Here is a 15652-nt window from a genome sequence, read left to right on the forward strand (position 1 = left end):
TTAAATCGGCAACATGCAGTGCTTAAGCTGCCTGCAATCGAACCAAAAGCCGTTCAGGGACTCATAAGCCACGGCCCGATCAGGCCATGAGCAACGACAGGGAGCATGGGTTTGTCAGCCTCACGCATCGCACTTGAAGAATGACCGCACCATGAACCTGCTCCGCCGCCTTGCCCGCCACTTCAAGCACCGCCGCTACCTGCCGTTGCCGGCCCTGTTGCTGGGCAGCGCCCTGTGCCTGTCCCTGGAATCCAGCGCCAGCCGCGCGCAACCGGTGGACGGCACCCAGACCCTGGTGTTCCTGCGCCACGCGGAAAAGCCCGCCGGCGGCCTCGGCCAGCTCAACTGCCAGGGCCTGAACCGGGCCATCGACCTGGCCTCGCTGCTGCCGGAAAAATTCGGCAAGGCGCAGTACGTGTTCGCCGCCAACCCCACGCGCAACGTCGAGGAAGGCGAGTTGGACAACTCCTACAGCTACATCCGCCCGCTGATGACCATCAGCCCCAGCGCCATCAAGCTCGGCCTGCCGGTGAACATCGACTTTGCCGCCAATGACACCAGCGACCTGGCGGACGAGCTGCTGCATGACCGCTACCACAACTCGATCATCTACACCGCCTGGTCCCACGGCTACCTGCCGGAGCTGATCAACAAGGTCGCCGAAGAAGCCGTGGGCGAACAGCAGCCGATCACCGAAGACTGGGCCTCCAGCGACTTCGACTCGCTGTACGTGCTGACCCTGACCTGGCGCAACGGCAAGGCCAGCCTGCACAGCCAGAGCTACAGACAGGGCCTGGACAATGGCGAGCAGGATTGCCCGAGCTGATCAGCCCAGGGCGTCGAGCAACCGGTACCAGGCAATCCCCGCCCCCAGGTAGAGACGTTGCAGGCCGTGCAGCGGAATCGGCCGCAACGGCGTGACCGGGAAAGGAAAACCCTGCCCCGCTCCCGTCAGCCGCGCCGCCAGGTGCCTGCCCAGCAGGGTCGACAAGGCAATGCCGCGCCCGTTGTAGCCCAGCAGGATCGACAGCCCCGGCGCCGGCTCGTGCAACTGCGGCAGAAAACTCGGGGTCAGGGCCACGCGCCCGCTCCAGCGATACTCGATAGGGACGCCCGCCAATTGCGGAAACAGGTTCAGCAACGAACGCTCCAGGTGGTTCCAGTCGGCATCCCGGCGCGGCTCGGAAAACGGCCCGCGCCCACCCAGCAGCAGGCGCCCCTGGGCGTCCTGCTTGAAATACAGCAGCAGGCGCCGGGCATCGGAACACACCTCGCCGCCCGGCAGGATGCTCTGGCGCAGCTCGGCCGGCAGCGGCCGGGTGGCGATGATGAAACTGTTGGCGGCGATCACCGTCTGGCGCAACCCCGGCCACAAGTCGTCGGTGTAGCCATTGGTCGCCAGCAGCACCTTCGAGGCACGCACTCGAGCGCCGCGGTCGGTCTCCAGGGTCCAGCGCCCGCCATCGCGCTGCAGTTGCCGGACCCGGCTCTGGCCGTGAATGCTCGCCCCCAGCCCCATCGCCACCCGGGCCAGGCCCCGGGCGTAGTTCAGCGGGTGCAGGCTGCCGGCCCGCGGGTCGACCCAGCCGCCCAGGTATTGCGAACTGCCGATGCGCTGGCTCACCGCCGCCTTGTCCAGCAACTCCACGGCCACGCCGCGCTGGCGCCACTGCTCGGCGCGCTGCTCCAGGGTGTGCATCGCGGCGCCGGAAAACGCCGGCTGGATCCAGCCCTTGCGGGTGGCGTCGCAGCGAATGCCGTGTTCCTTGATCAGCTCGAACACTTCATCGGCCGCGCCACCCACGGCATCGATCAGCGCCTCGCCCTGTACCGGGCCGAACTTGGCCAGCAGTTGCTCGGGGTCGAACTTGAGCCCGGGGATCACCTGCCCACCGTTGCGCCCGGAGGCACCCCAGCCGGGCTCGCCGGCATCCAGCACACAGACCCTGGCACCGCTCTGGGCCAGGCGCAGGGCGCTCACCAGCCCGGTGTAGCCGGCGCCGACAATCGCCACATCGACCTCCCGGTCCTCGGCCAGTGCCGGGGTGTGCTCGGCCGGCATGGCCGTGGCCGCCCACAGCGAGGGCGGCATGCGCAGGGGCTCGGATGCGCTCATGCCTGCACCTCCGCGCCCTGGTTGAGCAAGCGCCGCAGGAAGTCCTGGGTGCGCGGGTGGCTCGGGGTGCTGAGCACGGTTCGGGCCGGGCCGGCCTCGACGATGCGCCCGCTGTGGAGGAAGCACACCTGGTCTGCCACGTCCTGGGCAAAGCCCATTTCATGGGTGACCACGATCATGGTCATGCCCTCGTCGGCCAGCTTGCGCATCACCGCCAGCACCTCGCCCACCAGTTCCGGGTCCAGCGCCGAAGTCGGTTCGTCGAAGAGAATCGCCTCCGGGTCCATGGCCAGCGCCCGGGCAATGGCCACCCGTTGCTGCTGGCCGCCGGAGAGCTCGTCCGGGTAGGCGTGCATGCGATGGGCCAGGCCGACCTTTTCCAGCAGTGCCTCGGCCCGCAGGCGTGCTTGCCGGGGGTCCTGTTTCTTGACGTAGATCGGCCCCTCGGTGACGTTCTGCAAGGCCGTGCGATGGGGAAACAGGTTGAAGCGCTGGAACACCATGGCCACCCGGGTACGCAGTTCATGGATGCTCTTGGCCTGCCGGTCGACCCGCGCCCCGCTCACCAGGATGTCGCCCTGCTCGTAGCTTTCCAGGCCGTTGATGCAGCGCAGCAGGGTCGACTTGCCGGACCCCGAGGGCCCGATCAGGCACACCACTTCACCGCTGTGCACCTGTAGGTCGATGCCTTCGAGCACCGCCACGTTGCCAAAGCTCTTGTGTACGCCCTTGATCTGGATCATGGCTTTCTCCGGGTGCTGATGCGCGCCTCCAGGCGGCGCAGGGCAAAGGACAGCGGCAGGCTCAGGGCCAGGTAGAGCAAGGCCACCAGGGTGTAGACGGTCATGTTCTCGAAGGTCGAGGAAGCGATCAGCTGCCCGGCCCGGGTCATCTCGGCCACGGTGATGGTGGACACCAGGGACGAGTCCTTGAGCATCATCACCAGGGTGTTGCCATAGGGCGGCAAGGCGATGCGCAGGGCCTGGGGCAGCACCACCCGGCGCATGATCATCGGCCCGCGCATGCCGATGGATTCGGCGGCCTCGATCTGGCCCTGGTGGATGGCCTGGATACCGGCGCGGAAGTTTTCCGCCTGGTACGCCGAGTAGGCGATGCCCAGGCCGATCACCCCGGCCTGCATGGCGGTGAGCTGGATGCCGAAATCCGGCAGCACGAAGTAGATGTAAAACAGCTGGACGATGATCGGCAGCCCGCGAATGACGTTGACCACGCCGATGGCGAACAACGCCACCGAGCGCACCTTGGACACCATCATCAAGGCGAAGACCAGGCCGATCAGCGAGCTGAGCACGAAGGAGCCAACGGTGACCTGCAGGGTGACCACTGCGCCTTTCAACAGAATGGGCAGGAAGTCCAGAGCGTTCTGGAGAAACATGGAGAGACCCGTTTAATCAGCAGGAAAGGGACCCGGGCCAGGCGCCGGGCCGCGACTGGATCAGTTGAGCTTCCAGTGCTCGATGATGCGGTCCAGGGTGCCGTCGGCCTTGATCGCGGCGATCCCGCGATTGACCTCGGCCAGGGTCTGGGCATCGCCCTTGCGCACGATCAGGCAGACATCGCCCATGACCACCGGCTGGTAGCCCTTGACCAGCCGCACCTTGTTCTGGGTGCCCTGGGCCAGTTGGTAGGCGAGGATCGGCCGGTCGGCGAAACCGGCCTTGATCCGCCCCAGGGCCAGGTCGCGCATCAGGTCGGGAATCGAGTCGTAGCCGCGCACTTCCTTGAAGATCCCGCGCTTGTTCAACTCGTCGATAAACACCGTGCCGACCTGGGCGCCGACGGTTTCCCCGGCCAGGTCCTCCATGCGGCGGTAGTCGCTGGCGTCGTCGGCCTTGACGATCAGGCCCTCGCCGTAGCTGAACACCGGGTCGGAGTACTGCACCACTTTCTCGCGCACCGGGGTGCGCAGCATGGCAGCGGAAATGATGTCGATCTTGTTCGAGGTCAGTGAGGGGATCAGTGCGGCGAAGGTGGTCTGCTGGATGTCCACGGCGAAACCGCCGGCCTTGCCCACGGCCCGGGCGGCATCGATCATCATGCCCTCGATGCTCTGGCTCTTGACGTCAAGGAAGGTGAAGGGAATGCCGGTGGCGGTGGCCCCGACCTTGTACAGCGGCTCGGCCTGGGCCGACGCCGAAAGGCCCAGGCCAAGGGCGCAACAGAATGCGAAAACAGCGGGTGCAAGGACGCGAGTGCGGGTGTGCATGGCGAATCTCCCATTGGACGGTTTTATTGTTTGAAGTCCGTGATGGATAGCCTCTGTTGTGGAAGGCAGGAGGCATGAACCCGACTATAAACAATTTACAAAAATCGTAAAGAGATTTATAAATATCGAATATCGATATTCAAAACACAAAACAACCTGAAAGGACTGGTCATGAGCGATAACAACAACTCCCTTTTCAACCAGTCACTGGAGAAAGGCCTGGCGGTGCTGCGGGCCTTCAACGCCGCGCAACGGACCATGAACCTGGCGGAAATCGCCACGGCCGCCGACATCAACAAAAGCTCGGCGCAGCGCATGATCCACACCCTGGAACAGCTGGGCTACGTGCGTAAGCACCCGCAGACCAAGCGCTTTCAGCTGACCCCGCGGGTGATGGAGATCGGCTACAACTACCTGGCCGCCGACACCCTGGTGGACGTGGCCAACCCCTTCCTCGCCGAGCTGGCCCAGGTCACCGGGGAAACCACCAACCTCACCGAGCCCGATGGCCTGGACATGGTCTATGTGGCGCGCTTCGTGGCGCCCAAGTTCATCCCCATCCACATGCCCATCGGCAGTCGTATCCCGATGTACTGCACCGGCTCGGGCCGCGCCTACCTCAGCGCCCTGCCCGCCGCCGAGGCCTTGCAGATCCTCCAGGCCAGCGACCGCAAGGCCCACACCCGACACACCCGCACCGATCTGGACGAGATCCAGCGCGAGATCGACGCCACCCAGCGCCGCGGCTATGCCCTGAACCCGGAAGAACTGTTCCTGGGCGACATGGCGATAGCCGCGCCCATCCTCGACGGCAAGGGCTTGCCGGTGGCCGCGGTGCACGTGGTGGTGCCCAGCAGCCGCTGGACCCTGGAAGAAGCCGAACGCAAGCTCGCGCCCTCGGTGATCGAATGTGCCCGGGCCATCCGCACCTCGATTCGCACCCTCTGAAAATCACTCTCCTGTAGCCGCTGCCACAGGCTCGGGCCGCGTTCGGACGAACGGCCCGCAGGGACGCGGCGTTCTCAAGGCCGATGAGCTCCCGACGGGGGATCGCCAGGCAAGGCCGGACGAGATCGGTTCGCAGCGCGCCGGCGCCAGCGGCTACAATTCGCGCTTATTGTCCTCGTGCGGAATACCTTTCATGTCCAACCTCGCCTCCACCCAGCCCAACCGCGGCTGGGCGTTCTGGTGCAAACCCCTGCTGTTCCTGCTGGTCGCCGCCATCGGCCTGTACTACGTGAAGTGGTCGCCCTACTACCTCAAGGCCTTTGTCGCCGCCGACAGCCACAGCATCGGCGCCTCGATCCTCAACGATCAGCAGAGCTCGCCCTGGAGCGCCGCCCTGGCCTATTCCCAGGTGTACTTCCTGGCCATCTGGAAGGCTGCGGTGCTGGCGGTGATCCTGGGTTCCCTGCTGCAGGTGCTGATTCCCCGGGATTGGCTGCTGCGCCTGTTCGGCCGTGCCGGCTTCGGCTCGACCCTGCGCGGCGGCCTGTTCGCCCTGCCGGGCATGATGTGTTCCTGCTGCGCCGCGCCGGTGGCTGCTGGCCTGCGCCGGCAGAAGGTTTCGGTGGGTGCGGCCCTGGCGTTCTGGATCGCCAACCCGGTGCTCAACCCGGCGACCCTGGTGTTCATGGGCTTTGTCCTGGGCTGGGGCTTTTCCGCCCTGCGCCTGGTGGCGGGCATTGTCCTGGTGCTGGGCGTGTCCTTGGTGGCGCAGCGGGTCGCCGGCCCCGAGCAACTGCCCGAAGCCGCGGTGGATGCGGTGGTGGAAGCCAGCACGGTGAACGACCAGCCGTTCCTCAGCCGCTGGGGCAAGACCCTGTGGCAACTGTTCTGGAGCACCATTCCGATCTACGTACTGGCGGTACTGGTGCTGGGCGCGGCGCGGGTCTGGCTGTTCCCCCATATCGACGGTGCCATGGGTGACAGCCTGTGGTGGCTGGTGCCGCTGGCGATCGCCGGGACCCTGTTCGTGATCCCCACGGCGGCAGAGATTCCCATCGTCCAGACCATGATGACCCTGGGCCTGGGCACCGGGTCGGCGGTGGCCCTGCTGATGACCCTGCCGAGCATCAGCCTGCCGTCGCTGCTGATGCTGCGCAAGGATTTCGATGCCCGAGTGCTGGTGACCGTGGCCGTGCTGACCATGCTGGTGGGGATTGTCTGCGGGTTGATTGGTGCGGCGTTGTTGTAGAACCCTGGTGGTCGAAGCTTATAGGTGACTCACATTGACACCCTTGAAGCATGCAACTAAATTTAGTCGCAAAAAAAAGAGGATGCCGTGTCCAAGAACGATAAGCTTCTCGCCAAGTTACTCAACGACCGGGGGACCTTTTCCTGGCAGGAACTGGTCACTCTCCTAAAGCGCCTGGGCTACACACCGCTGGAGGGCTCGGGCAGCCGGGTAAAATTCGACAATGGCGATCCAGGCGCAATGATCAACCTGCACAAACCGCACCCCGGTAATGAGCTGAAGGCCTACATACGCCGCCAAGTGATCGAGCAACTAAAATCGGGAGGTCTCATACCGTGAACAACCTACTGCAGCACAAGGGCTATTACGGCTCTATCGAGGTCAGTACCGAGGACAATTGCCTCTTTGGCAAACTTCAGTTCATAAGGGCCTTGGTTAGCTATGAAGGGCAGACCGTGGCTGAACTCGAAGCGGCCTTCAAAGAGGCAGTAGACGACTATCTGGATACCTGTGAGCAATCGGGCACAGCACCAGAAATCCCTTGCAAAGGCTCGTTCAACGTTCGGGTAGGCCACGACCTTCATCTAGCGGCTGCCGTGGCCGCCACCCGGCAGAATGTATCGTTGAACGATCTGACCCGTCAGGCCCTGAACGAATACCTGCAACATCACGGCTGATTGGTGTTTCGTGGAGGCCAAGGCGCTCGTTGAATGCTGGCCTCCAATGGAAATTTCCACACGCCCCCGCCGCATCGTCTTGAAACACATTGGTCAGGGAATGCCGCTTCCGAAACCAGAGTTTTCGCTTTGTTTTGTAAGGCTGGTCCGAGAGAATCGCCAACGCCTTTGAGCGGCTTGTGTCCTTGGTGTTCGTCAGGCAGTCTCCCCCGGTCGCTGCACAATCAGCGACTCGGATGTGGAAGTCCGGAAGGGTCATAGGTACAACGCTTCAACGCGCCTGCCGACGCTTTGCGCCTGCGGATACGTGTTATGGCGGCCATGCGTGGGGCACCTTCGGGTGCGCCGGGTTTTGGGTACCAAAAGACTCCCCGGTCTTCCACACCCACGCACGGCTGCCACCCTCTCGTGTGGAAGCGAGACCGGCGGCTCTACTTAACCTTAGAGTCGTAGGTACCCCAATGAAAAAGCTCGTCCCCGATCCACCCCGCCCACTGCGCGACCCCGAACTGGATCGCGCCAACGCCAACCTGCTCAGCGCGCTGAAACCTACCCAGGCACGCCCGTTCGGCCTCCGCCGATGCCCTGGGCAATACCCTGTTCAGTGTGCAAGCCGGGGTCAACGCCGAAGAGGCCTTGAGGCACGTCGCCCTGCTGCTCAAGTGCGCCGAGGAGGTGTCCGATGAAATCACCGAGCGCGCCAGCGGCATCGAACGCGGCCTGATCTGGTCCATGGTGCATTCCGTGGAAATGGCCCGGGCCGTGGTCGAGGCCTTGCTCGACCGTCCACGCCCTGCCGGCTGACGCCCGCGCACACCGCGCGCTCAGGTGCTGCGAGCGCGCGGATTATTGAGCGCTAGCGCGATGGCGGCTGGCGCTGGCGCAGGTAATCGAGCACGGCGCCGTGCTCGCCGCTGAACTCGATCCGCGCGCCCTTGCTCTCGCGCTGGAAGGCGTACATCGGGTCGTAGTATTCGCCCAGCAAGCCTTCGATCCAGGCCCGGTGCCGTTCCACGTCGCCGCTGCGGGCCTGTTCCGCCAGCGCGGCTTCCATCAGCAGGAACAGGCGCTGGTGCCGCTCGCCCCCCAGGCGTTTGTGGATCTTGTTCAGGCTTTCCAGCAGGCGCTCGGCGAACAGCGCGAAGCCCTGTTCGCCATGCACCGCCACAAACTCGGCGCAGAGGTTGACCACGTAGTCGTCGAGGATCCTTTGCACCCGGTTGGCCAGGCTGTCCTCCAGCCAGACCATGGGCAAGCCCTGCATGCTCTGGTACAGCGGCAGCGGCAAGGCGCAACTGCCGATCATGCGGTTCTCGTCTTCCAGGACAAAGCTCTGCACGCCGCGCTCACGCTTTTTCAGCAGGTCCACCGCCAGACGGTTTTCGAAGTCGATGTTGCTCGGCTGGCCGGTGGCGCGCCGGCCGAAGCTGGAGCCGCGGTGGTTGGCGTGGCCTTCCAGGTCCAGGGCGTTGTCCAACTGGCCCAGCACTTGGGTCTTGCCGGTGCCGGTCATGCCCCCCAGGAGGACGAAATCGCACTGCTGCAGGGCCTGCTCGGTGGTGTCCAGGAGGAAGGTACGCATGGCCTTGTAACCGCCACCGACCCGCGGGTAAGCGATGCCTGCTTCGTCCTTGAGCCACTGCTGGACGATCTGCGAGCGCAGGCCGCCACGGAAGCAGTACAGCAGGCCGTCGGGATGGGCTCGGGCGAAATCGGCCCAGGCCTGGACGCGCTGCTCCTTGATCGCGCCGGACACCAGTTGATGCCCCAGGACAATCGCCGCCTGCTGGCCCTGCTGCTTGTAGCAGGTGCCGACCCGTTGGCGCTCCTGGTCGGTCATCAGGGGCAGGTTGAGCACCCCGGGAAAGGCGCCCTTGGTGAATTCGATCGGCGCGCGGGTGTCCATCATCGGCCGGTCGTTGAGGAAGATCTCGCGGTAGTCGGTGCAGTCCAGAGACATCAGAACACCTCGACCGCGTGGCTCTGTCGCTCTACCAGCTCGCCAATCGGCGCCAGTTCCAGGCCCAGTTCCGCCGCCAGGGCCAGGAATTCGGCATTGCCTTGCGGGGTTACCGCCACCAGCAGCCCGCCACTAGTCTGCGGGTCGCAGAGCACGCGCTTGTGCAGTTCCTGCACTCGCCCGACCTTGTCGGCGTAGCTGCTGTAGTTGCGCAAGGTGCCACCGGGCACGCAGCCCTGATCCAGGTAGTACTCGACCCCTGGCAAGCGCGGTACGCGGTCGTAATGGATTTGTGCGGTGAGGCCACTGCCGTCGGCCATTTCCACCAGGTGCCCGAGCAGTCCGAAACCGGTGACGTCGGTCATCGCGGTCACCCCTTCGAGCTTGCCGAAACGGCTGCCGGGCTTGTTCAGGGTGCACATCCAGTCCCGGGCCAGGCCGATGTCGGCGCTGCGCAGCTTGCCCTTTTTCTCGGCGGTGGTAAGCACGCCGATCCCCAGGGGCTTGGTCAGGTACAGCAGGCAACCGGCCGTGGCGGTGTCGTTGCGCTTCATGAAGCGTTTTTCCACCAGCCCGGTGACCGCCAGGCCGAAGATCGGCTCCGGCGCATCGATGGAGTGCCCGCCCGCAAGAGGAATGCCCGCGGCGTCGCACACGGCACGGCCGCCGCGGATCACCTCCCGGGCGATTTCCGGGGCCAGCACGTTCACCGGCCAGCCGAGAATGGCAATCGCCATCAGCGGGTCGCCGCCCATGGCGTAGATGTCGCTGATGGCGTTGGTGGCGGCGATGCGGCCGAAGTCGAAGGGGTCGTCGACGATGGGCATGAAGAAGTCGGTGGTGGAGACCACGCCGCGCTCTTCATCGATGGCGTACACCGCCGCGTCATCGCGCGAGGCATTGCCGACCCAGAGCTTGGGGTCGAGGTTCTGCGCCCCGCTGCCGGCCAGGATCACCTCCAGTACCTGGGGGGAAATCTTGCAGCCGCAGCCGGCTCCGTGGCTGTACTGGGTCAGGCGAATCGGCTCGCTCATGGGGCACCTCGTCAAGTCTGGGACGGGGATTCTAGCAGAGCCCTCAGGCACTTGGCCGCGGCGTGCCCTGATGGAACAGCATCTGCCAGCGCCCCTCCTGGCAGCGCCACAGCGAGCTGCGCCAGGCACTGCTGGCCGCCCGCCCGGGCGCTGCGGCGTTATGGCACAGGTAGGTGACCTGGGCCAGGTCGGCCCCCAGGCACTGCACGGCGAACTCGCTGATGCGCCGTTCGATGAACACCTGCTGCGGCAGGCTGGCCAGCACCTGGGCCTTGTCCCAGCGCCCGCCGCTGACGCCGAATTCAAGAAAGTCATCGGCCAGCAAGGCCTCCAGCGCCTGGCGATCGGCACGCACTTCGGCCTGTTGCAACTGGCGTTCAAGCATCAGCAGGTGGTCGGACAGCTCCATGATCACTCCCGAGGTGGTGGCGGGTAAGTGGCGCACTCTAGCATTGCGCGCCTGCACCAGCGCCGGGCCTGGGGGCGGGCATTGCCCAGGCCTGCAGCGTCCGGCCCTCCCCGCCATCGGCACGCACCCCGCCCCAAGCGCCAATCCCGCGGCCATTCACGCCTTTGTCGCAAGCCGCCGTTTCAAGTTGGTACGCCATATGCAAACGTTTGCGAGTTGTAATTTTGTGGGTGTTCGCCGCCTTCTTTCGAAGTGTCGAGCACAAGGGACTTCACACTGCAAGAACAGGGACTTTCCATGCTCAACCCTCTGCGACGCCATGCGTCCTGCCGTACCCTGGCTGTTTCGTTGTGGCTGGCCGGCGTTACGGGTCTACCCAGCGCCTTCGCCCAGCCCCCCGCCGCCCCGGCGGACGACTCGGCCCAGGGCGAAAGCCTGAGCGCCGATGTGCAACCGGCCAAACAGGGCGCCTACCTCTCCGACTGGTACAACCAGGACCTGATGCTCATCGGCAGCAAGGACATCAGCTTCGGCCCGCGCCCGGCAGACGACATCTACCTGGAATACGAATACTTCGGGCGCAAGGGCCCCTTCGAGCTGTACGGCTACATCGACCTGCCGAAGATCCTCGACATCGGCAACAGCCACGACAAGGGCATCTGGGACCACGGCTCGCCGCTGTTCATGGAGCACGAGCCGCGAATCTCCATCGACTACCTGGCCGGCCGCAGCCTGGCCATCGGCCCGTTCAAGGAGTGGTACGTGGCCTTCGACTGGATCTACGACCACGGCAGCCGCACCGCCAACCGCGCCAACACCCTGTACAGCGGCCTGGGCACCGACATCGACACCCATTCGCGGGTCAACCTCTCGGCCAACTTCTATGGCCGCTACCAGTGGGAAAACTACGGCGCCAGCAATGAATATTCCTGGGACGGCTACCGCGCCCAGCTGAAATACATCGTGCCCATCGACAGCTTCAGCAACGGTGCCTCGCTGACCTACATCGGCTTCACCAACTTCGATTTCGGCTCCGACCTGCACAAGGACAACCCGGCCCGCACCGCCAACGCCACGGTGGCCACCAACGTGCTGCTCTATTCCTTCACCCACCTGCGCTTCACCCTGGTGGGCCGCTACTTCCACAACGGCGGCAATTGGGAGGATGGCAGCGTGCTGAATTTCGGCGACGGCGAATTCCGCGCCCGCTCCAATGGCTGGGGCTATTACGCCGGGGTTGGCTATCAGTTTTAAAGCAGCGGCAAGACAAGAGCGGTTGCGCTGAGTTGCAACCTGGATCAGGCAGGATAAGCGCCGGTTAACGGCAGTCATGGAGGTTGTATGCGTGGGATTCAAAAGGTTTCGTGGGCAATGGGCTTGAGTGCACTGGTGGCTAGCGGCGCCTGGGCCAGTGAGGCACCGATCAAGCCCAAGGTGGTGCTGATCAGCATGTTCGCGCCGGAAGCGCAGCACTGGATCGAGCGCCTGGAGCTCAAGCGCGAGATCCGCGTGCCGGGGCTGGCGGCGGAGTATCCGGTGATTCGCTGCAACGACCGCGAGGTGTGCCTGTTGACCACGGGCATGGGCCAGACCAATGCCGCGGCGTCGACCCTGGCCCTGGCGCTGTCGCCCAAATTCGACCTGCGCAAGAGCTATTTCCTGATTGCCGGGATCGCCGGCATCAGCCCCCAGCACGGCACCATCGGCACCGCCGCCTGGGCCCATTACCTGGTGGAGTTCGGCACCCAGTGGGAAATCGACTCCCGGGATGCGCCCGAGGGCTGGCCCACCGGCTACCTGGGGATCAACACCAAGGGGCCCAACGAAAAACCGCCCCTGGACTACAAGACCGAAGTCTTCGAGCTGAACCCCAAGCTCCAGGCCAAGGCCTTCGCCCTGAGCCGCAACGTGGCCCTGAGCGAGAGCAAGGAGTCGGCGGCCTGGCGCCTGAAATACCCCAAGGCCCCGGCCAACCAGCCACCGGTGGTGACCCGTTGCGACACCCTGGCGGGCAATACCTGGTTTTCCGGCACCCGCCTGAGCGAACGGGCGGAGGTCTGGACCCGCTTGCTGACCGACAACAAAGGCACCTATTGCACCACCCAGCAGGAAGACAACTCCACCTACGAAGCCTTGCTGCGGGCCAGCCGCGAGGGCCTGCTGGACATCCAGCGCCTGGCGGTGGTGCGCGCCGGTTCCGACTTCGACCGCCCGGCCCCGGGGGCCAGCGAAGTGGACAACCTGCTCAAGTACGCCGACCAGGGCGGCTTTGTCCCGGCCCTGGAGAACCTCTACCGGGCCGGCAATCCGCTGGTGCAGGACATCCTCGGCAACTGGTCGGCCTGGGAAAAGGGCGTGCCCGAGACCTGATTTCTCTCCCGGGAGCGGCCAGGCGGCGTTCCGCTTGCCGGCGAAGTCGATCTCTGGGCCTTCTTCACCAGCAAGCTGGCTCCTACACAGGACACACGGCGCGCGCATCCCCCGTAGGAGCCGGCTTGCCGGCGAAGGCGATCTCAAGGCCCTCTTCACCAGCAAGCTGGCTCCTAAACAGGACACACAGCGCGACCCCCCCGTAGGAACCGGCTTGCCGGCGAAGTCGATCTCAAGGGCCCCTTCGCCAGCAAGCGGGCTCCTACGCAGGGATGGCCGCTGCGCTCAGGGGATGAGGATGATTTTTTCGCCGCGCCCCTGGTTCACTTCGGCATAACGCTCCAGCCCCCGCTCCAGCGGCGATTCCACCAGGCCTTCCGGCAGCGGCAGCAGGCCTTCATCGAAATAGCGGCCGAACTGCTCCAGCATCGCCGCGCACGCCTCTACGCCATACAACAGCGAGTTGATCCCCACCACCGAGCCCCCCTTGCGGTACAGCGCCAGGGCCGGCAGTTGCACATGGCCGTCCACCGGGGCGGCGATGATGGCGATGTGGCCAAAGGTGGCCAGGGCCGGCACCGAGGCCGGCAGCCAGAAGCCGGTGGTGTCGAAGATCACCTCGGCACCGCCGGCATAGACTTCGGCCACCTGGGCCGCCAGGGTTTCCGGCTGTTGCAGGTGCAAGGTCGGGTAGCCCTGGGCTTCAAGCGCCTGGACCTGCTCCACCCGGCGCGCCGCCGCCAGCACCCGGGCCCCGCGCACCTTGGCCAGGGCCAGGGCCGCCGAGGCCACCGCGCCGCCGCCGATCACCAGCAGCCGGGTGCCACGGGCTACGCCACTGCGCTCCAGGGCATCCCAGGCCGTGGTGTAGGGCACCCCGAGGCTTGCGGCCTGGGCAAAGCTCAGGTGCCGTGGCTTGCGGGCCACGCCCTGGGCGGACAGCACCACATACTGGGCATGGCTGCCGTCGGCGAAGAAGCCCAGCTCCTTGCCGGTGCCCCAGACTTCCTGGCCCAGCAGTTGCGCCGGCCCCTGCTCCACCACCCCGGCAAAGTCCCGCCCGGGCACCCGCGGCAGTGTGGTGTAGGGAAAGCGCCCGAGGACGTTCTTCACATCACTGGGGTTGAGGCCCGCGGCCTTGATGCGCACCAGCACCTGGCCAGCGCCCGGTACCGGGGTGGGCAGGTCCACTACGTGCAGGGCCGCGAGGTCGCCGGTGGCGGAAAATTGCAGTGCTTTCATCGTCGGTTCCATGAGTCGGGGGAGAAAGGAAAAATGCGTGTTCAGGACAGCCAGCTGCCGAGCAACTGGCGCCCCACGGGCCACAACTGCTCACCGCCGAGCATGCCCAAGAGGCCAACCAGGGCAATTGCCGGCGGCGCCGGAGAACGCACCTGCAAGGCGCCGTAAAGCAGGCCGACCAACAGGCCGGCGGCCAGGGAAATCAGGTAGTTCATGCTGCGCTCCAGAGGCCGTGCGGCTCATGCCGGGGTGAAGTGGCGTGTGCGGCACAGTCTAGGTGGCACGGTCCCGCGGCATCGGCCAAGTGCTTCAGGATTTCGGCCAAGGCCGAAACCCTGGCGGTCGCTTGGCTGGCGTCCGCCTGATGCACATCCGGCGCTCTCCGGATCTTCACGTCTCCTGCGGAGCCGTTCGCAGCCTGTGGCAGCGGCTACACGACGCCAGGCAGTCCCTGTAGCCGCTGCTGAGCCTGCGAAGCTGCGAAAAGGACCGAAGGGCCTTGCTTGGCGATATCCCGACGAACCTATGGCGGCTTTGAGATTGCCGCGTCTCCTGCGGAGCCGTTCGTCCGAACGCGGCCCGAGCCTGTGGCAGCGGCTACACCTGGCTGGCGCTGGCGTACTGGGAAGGCGCGACACCCAGTTCCCGGCGGAACATGTCGCTGAAGCTGCTGGGGGAATAACCCAGCTCCCGGGCAATGCGGCTCACCGGTACACCCTGGATCAGCTCCGCGGCAGCGGTGGCCAGTTGCACCTGGCGCCGCCATTCGGCAAAGCCCACGCCCAACTGCTCCTTGAACAGCCGCGCCAGGGTGCGCACGCTGGCCCCCGCCGCATCGGCGTGCTGTTCAAAGGAGATGGCCAGGGACGGCGCCGCCATCACCGCCTGGCACAGGCTGCCCAGGCGCCGGTCGGAGGCGTCCGGCAGGGCTATCTTCAATTGCGAGCGACGAGCCCGGCGCAGTTCCAGCAGGGCCAGCCCCACCAGCGCCTCGTAGTACTCCGGCTGCGGCGGGTCGAGTTCCACCAGGCGCACGATCAATTCGCGCAGCAGGTTGTCCACCTGCAGCACCTGGACGCTGGGGTCCAGGGTCGCCGCCAGGGACGGGCGCAGGTAGATGTTGCGCATCTGCAGGTCGCTGACCACGCGAATCCCGTGGCTCACCCCCGGCGGCAACCACACCGCGCGCTGGGGCGGCACCACCAGGGCTTCATGGGGCGTCTCGACCCACATCACCCCGCTCATGGCGTAGAGCAACTGGCCCCAATCGTGTTCATGGGGCTCGATGAACAAGCCCCGCGGATAGGTGCGGGCCAGGGGTTGCACCGGGATCGCGGGGTCGCTGAGGTCGGGGGGTGCGGCTAGGGCCATGGCAAGGTCGCGGCAGGTCGGCGGGCGCCCATGGTAACCAGCCGCCCGG

Annotated in this window: 17 protein-coding genes and 1 pseudogene; 8 read left to right on the forward strand and 10 right to left on the reverse strand. The window is 65.5% G+C overall.

The window, feature by feature from the left end:
* Positions 1–151: 151 nt before the first annotated feature.
* Positions 152–826, forward strand: a complete 675-nt coding sequence (locus tag BLS75_RS17295; protein WP_072451386.1) for a histidine phosphatase family protein — start codon at positions 152–154, stop codon at positions 824–826.
* On the opposite strand, the gene BLS75_RS17300 is transcribed toward BLS75_RS17295, so the two are convergent.
* Genes BLS75_RS17300 through BLS75_RS17315 form a run of 4 tightly spaced genes read right to left on the reverse strand, consistent with a single transcriptional unit; the run spans position 827 to position 4343 of the window.
* Positions 827–2116 (reverse strand): NAD(P)/FAD-dependent oxidoreductase, encoded by a 1290-nt coding sequence (locus BLS75_RS17300; protein WP_072451387.1) that lies wholly within the window; start codon positions 2114–2116, stop codon positions 827–829.
* Entirely contained in the window at positions 2113–2859 is a 747-nt protein-coding gene (locus BLS75_RS17305; protein ID WP_011060582.1) for an amino acid ABC transporter ATP-binding protein, read from the reverse strand. Before BLS75_RS17305 ends, BLS75_RS17300 begins: the two co-directional genes overlap by 4 nt.
* A complete protein-coding gene (locus tag BLS75_RS17310; RefSeq protein ID WP_011060581.1) occupies positions 2856–3512 on the reverse strand; it encodes an amino acid ABC transporter permease in 657 nt (218 codons plus the stop codon). Before BLS75_RS17310 ends, BLS75_RS17305 begins: the two co-directional genes overlap by 4 nt.
* Before the next feature lie 60 nt (positions 3513–3572).
* The gene (locus BLS75_RS17315; protein ID WP_015635071.1) at positions 3573–4343 is read right to left on the reverse strand and encodes an ABC transporter substrate-binding protein; all 771 of its coding nucleotides are present in this window, start codon (positions 4341–4343) and stop codon (positions 3573–3575) included.
* Between the two features lie 171 nt (positions 4344–4514).
* Here BLS75_RS17315 and BLS75_RS17320 point away from each other — a divergent pair, with 171 nt between their 5' ends.
* The 5 genes and pseudogenes from BLS75_RS17320 to BLS75_RS17345 all read left to right on the forward strand — a co-directional run bounded on the left by BLS75_RS17320 (position 4515) and on the right by BLS75_RS17345 (position 8021).
* The gene (locus BLS75_RS17320; protein WP_011060579.1) at positions 4515–5291 is read left to right on the forward strand and encodes an IclR family transcriptional regulator; all 777 of its coding nucleotides are present in this window, start codon (positions 4515–4517) and stop codon (positions 5289–5291) included.
* Positions 5292–5484: 193 nt separating this feature from the next.
* Positions 5485–6540, forward strand: a complete 1056-nt coding sequence (locus BLS75_RS17325; RefSeq protein ID WP_019094201.1) for a permease — start codon at positions 5485–5487, stop codon at positions 6538–6540.
* An 87-nt stretch (positions 6541–6627) separates the two neighbouring features.
* On the forward strand, positions 6628–6879 hold the full coding sequence (locus tag BLS75_RS17330) for a type II toxin-antitoxin system HicA family toxin (RefSeq protein WP_019094202.1): 252 nt from the start codon (positions 6628–6630) through the stop codon (positions 6877–6879).
* Positions 6876–7217 (forward strand): type II toxin-antitoxin system HicB family antitoxin, encoded by a 342-nt coding sequence (locus tag BLS75_RS17335; protein WP_072451388.1) that lies wholly within the window; start codon positions 6876–6878, stop codon positions 7215–7217. Before BLS75_RS17330 ends, BLS75_RS17335 begins: the two co-directional genes overlap by 4 nt.
* Positions 7218–7678: 461 nt before the next feature.
* Positions 7679–8021: pseudogene (locus tag BLS75_RS17345) on the forward strand (DUF3077 domain-containing protein).
* A 52-nt stretch (positions 8022–8073) separates the two neighbouring features.
* On the opposite strand, the gene mnmH reads toward BLS75_RS17345, so the two are convergent.
* The 3 genes from mnmH to BLS75_RS17360 are packed head-to-tail and all read right to left on the reverse strand — an operon-like array spanning position 8074 to position 10656.
* Positions 8074–9177 (reverse strand): tRNA 2-selenouridine(34) synthase MnmH, encoded by a 1104-nt coding sequence (gene mnmH, locus BLS75_RS17350; protein ID WP_072451389.1) that lies wholly within the window; start codon positions 9175–9177, stop codon positions 8074–8076.
* Positions 9177–10211 (reverse strand): selenide, water dikinase SelD, encoded by a 1035-nt coding sequence (gene selD, locus BLS75_RS17355; protein WP_072451390.1) that lies wholly within the window; start codon positions 10209–10211, stop codon positions 9177–9179. Before selD ends, mnmH begins: the two co-directional genes overlap by 1 nt.
* Positions 10212–10254: 43 nt before the next feature.
* Positions 10255–10656, reverse strand: a complete 402-nt coding sequence (locus tag BLS75_RS17360; RefSeq protein WP_239690675.1) for a nuclear transport factor 2 family protein — start codon at positions 10654–10656, stop codon at positions 10255–10257.
* A gap of 261 nt (positions 10657–10917) precedes the next feature.
* Here BLS75_RS17360 and BLS75_RS17365 point away from each other — a divergent pair, with 261 nt between their 5' ends.
* A complete protein-coding gene (locus tag BLS75_RS17365; protein WP_015635066.1) occupies positions 10918–11874 on the forward strand; it encodes a nucleoside-specific channel-forming protein Tsx in 957 nt (318 codons plus the stop codon).
* An 87-nt stretch (positions 11875–11961) separates the two neighbouring features.
* The gene (locus tag BLS75_RS17370; RefSeq protein ID WP_041117289.1) at positions 11962–12990 is read left to right on the forward strand and encodes a purine-nucleoside phosphorylase; all 1029 of its coding nucleotides are present in this window, start codon (positions 11962–11964) and stop codon (positions 12988–12990) included.
* A 285-nt stretch (positions 12991–13275) separates the two neighbouring features.
* Here the strand turns inward: BLS75_RS17370 and BLS75_RS17375 are convergent, their stop codons facing one another.
* The 3 genes from BLS75_RS17375 to BLS75_RS17385 form a co-directional block, all read right to left on the reverse strand.
* Positions 13276–14232: a quinone oxidoreductase family protein gene (locus tag BLS75_RS17375; RefSeq protein WP_072451391.1), complete on the reverse strand. Its 957-nt coding sequence runs from the start codon at positions 14230–14232 to the stop codon at positions 13276–13278.
* Positions 14233–14273: 41 nt separating this feature from the next.
* Positions 14274–14447, reverse strand: coding sequence for a DUF1427 family protein (locus BLS75_RS17380; RefSeq protein ID WP_011060571.1), 174 nt, complete (start codon positions 14445–14447; stop codon positions 14274–14276).
* Between the two features lie 382 nt (positions 14448–14829).
* On the reverse strand, positions 14830–15603 hold the full coding sequence (locus tag BLS75_RS17385; RefSeq protein WP_041117284.1) for an AraC family transcriptional regulator: 774 nt from the start codon (positions 15601–15603) through the stop codon (positions 14830–14832).
* Between the last annotated feature and the right edge of the window lie 49 nt (positions 15604–15652).

This window comes from Pseudomonas sp. NFPP12, assembly GCF_900103205.1.
GTDB lineage: Bacteria > Pseudomonadota > Gammaproteobacteria > Pseudomonadales > Pseudomonadaceae > Aquipseudomonas > Aquipseudomonas protegens.

Excerpts from the sequence above, each read along its gene's own strand:
- BLS75_RS17325 (WP_019094201.1), top strand. The coding sequence starts at position 5,485 with ATGTCCAACCTCGCCTCCACCCAGCCCAACCGCGGCTGGGCGTTCTGG.
- BLS75_RS17315 (WP_015635071.1), bottom strand. The coding sequence starts at position 4,343 with ATGCACACCCGCACTCGCGTCCTTGCACCCGCTGTTTTCGCATTCTGT.
- BLS75_RS17295 (WP_072451386.1), top strand. The coding sequence starts at position 152 with ATGAACCTGCTCCGCCGCCTTGCCCGCCACTTCAAGCACCGCCGCTAC.
- BLS75_RS17375 (WP_072451391.1), bottom strand. The coding sequence starts at position 14,232 with ATGAAAGCACTGCAATTTTCCGCCACCGGCGACCTCGCGGCCCTGCAC.
- BLS75_RS17300 (WP_072451387.1), bottom strand. The coding sequence starts at position 2,116 with ATGAGCGCATCCGAGCCCCTGCGCATGCCGCCCTCGCTGTGGGCGGCC.
- BLS75_RS17310 (WP_011060581.1), bottom strand. The coding sequence starts at position 3,512 with ATGTTTCTCCAGAACGCTCTGGACTTCCTGCCCATTCTGTTGAAAGGC.
- BLS75_RS17320 (WP_011060579.1), top strand. The coding sequence starts at position 4,515 with ATGAGCGATAACAACAACTCCCTTTTCAACCAGTCACTGGAGAAAGGC.
- BLS75_RS17385 (WP_041117284.1), bottom strand. The coding sequence starts at position 15,603 with ATGGCCCTAGCCGCACCCCCCGACCTCAGCGACCCCGCGATCCCGGTG.
- BLS75_RS17365 (WP_015635066.1), top strand. The coding sequence starts at position 10,918 with ATGCTCAACCCTCTGCGACGCCATGCGTCCTGCCGTACCCTGGCTGTT.
- mnmH (WP_072451389.1), bottom strand. The coding sequence starts at position 9,177 with ATGTCTCTGGACTGCACCGACTACCGCGAGATCTTCCTCAACGACCGG.
- BLS75_RS17370 (WP_041117289.1), top strand. The coding sequence starts at position 11,962 with ATGCGTGGGATTCAAAAGGTTTCGTGGGCAATGGGCTTGAGTGCACTG.
- BLS75_RS17305 (WP_011060582.1), bottom strand. The coding sequence starts at position 2,859 with ATGATCCAGATCAAGGGCGTACACAAGAGCTTTGGCAACGTGGCGGTG.
- selD (WP_072451390.1), bottom strand. The coding sequence starts at position 10,211 with ATGAGCGAGCCGATTCGCCTGACCCAGTACAGCCACGGAGCCGGCTGC.
- BLS75_RS17380 (WP_011060571.1), bottom strand. The coding sequence starts at position 14,447 with ATGAACTACCTGATTTCCCTGGCCGCCGGCCTGTTGGTCGGCCTGCTT.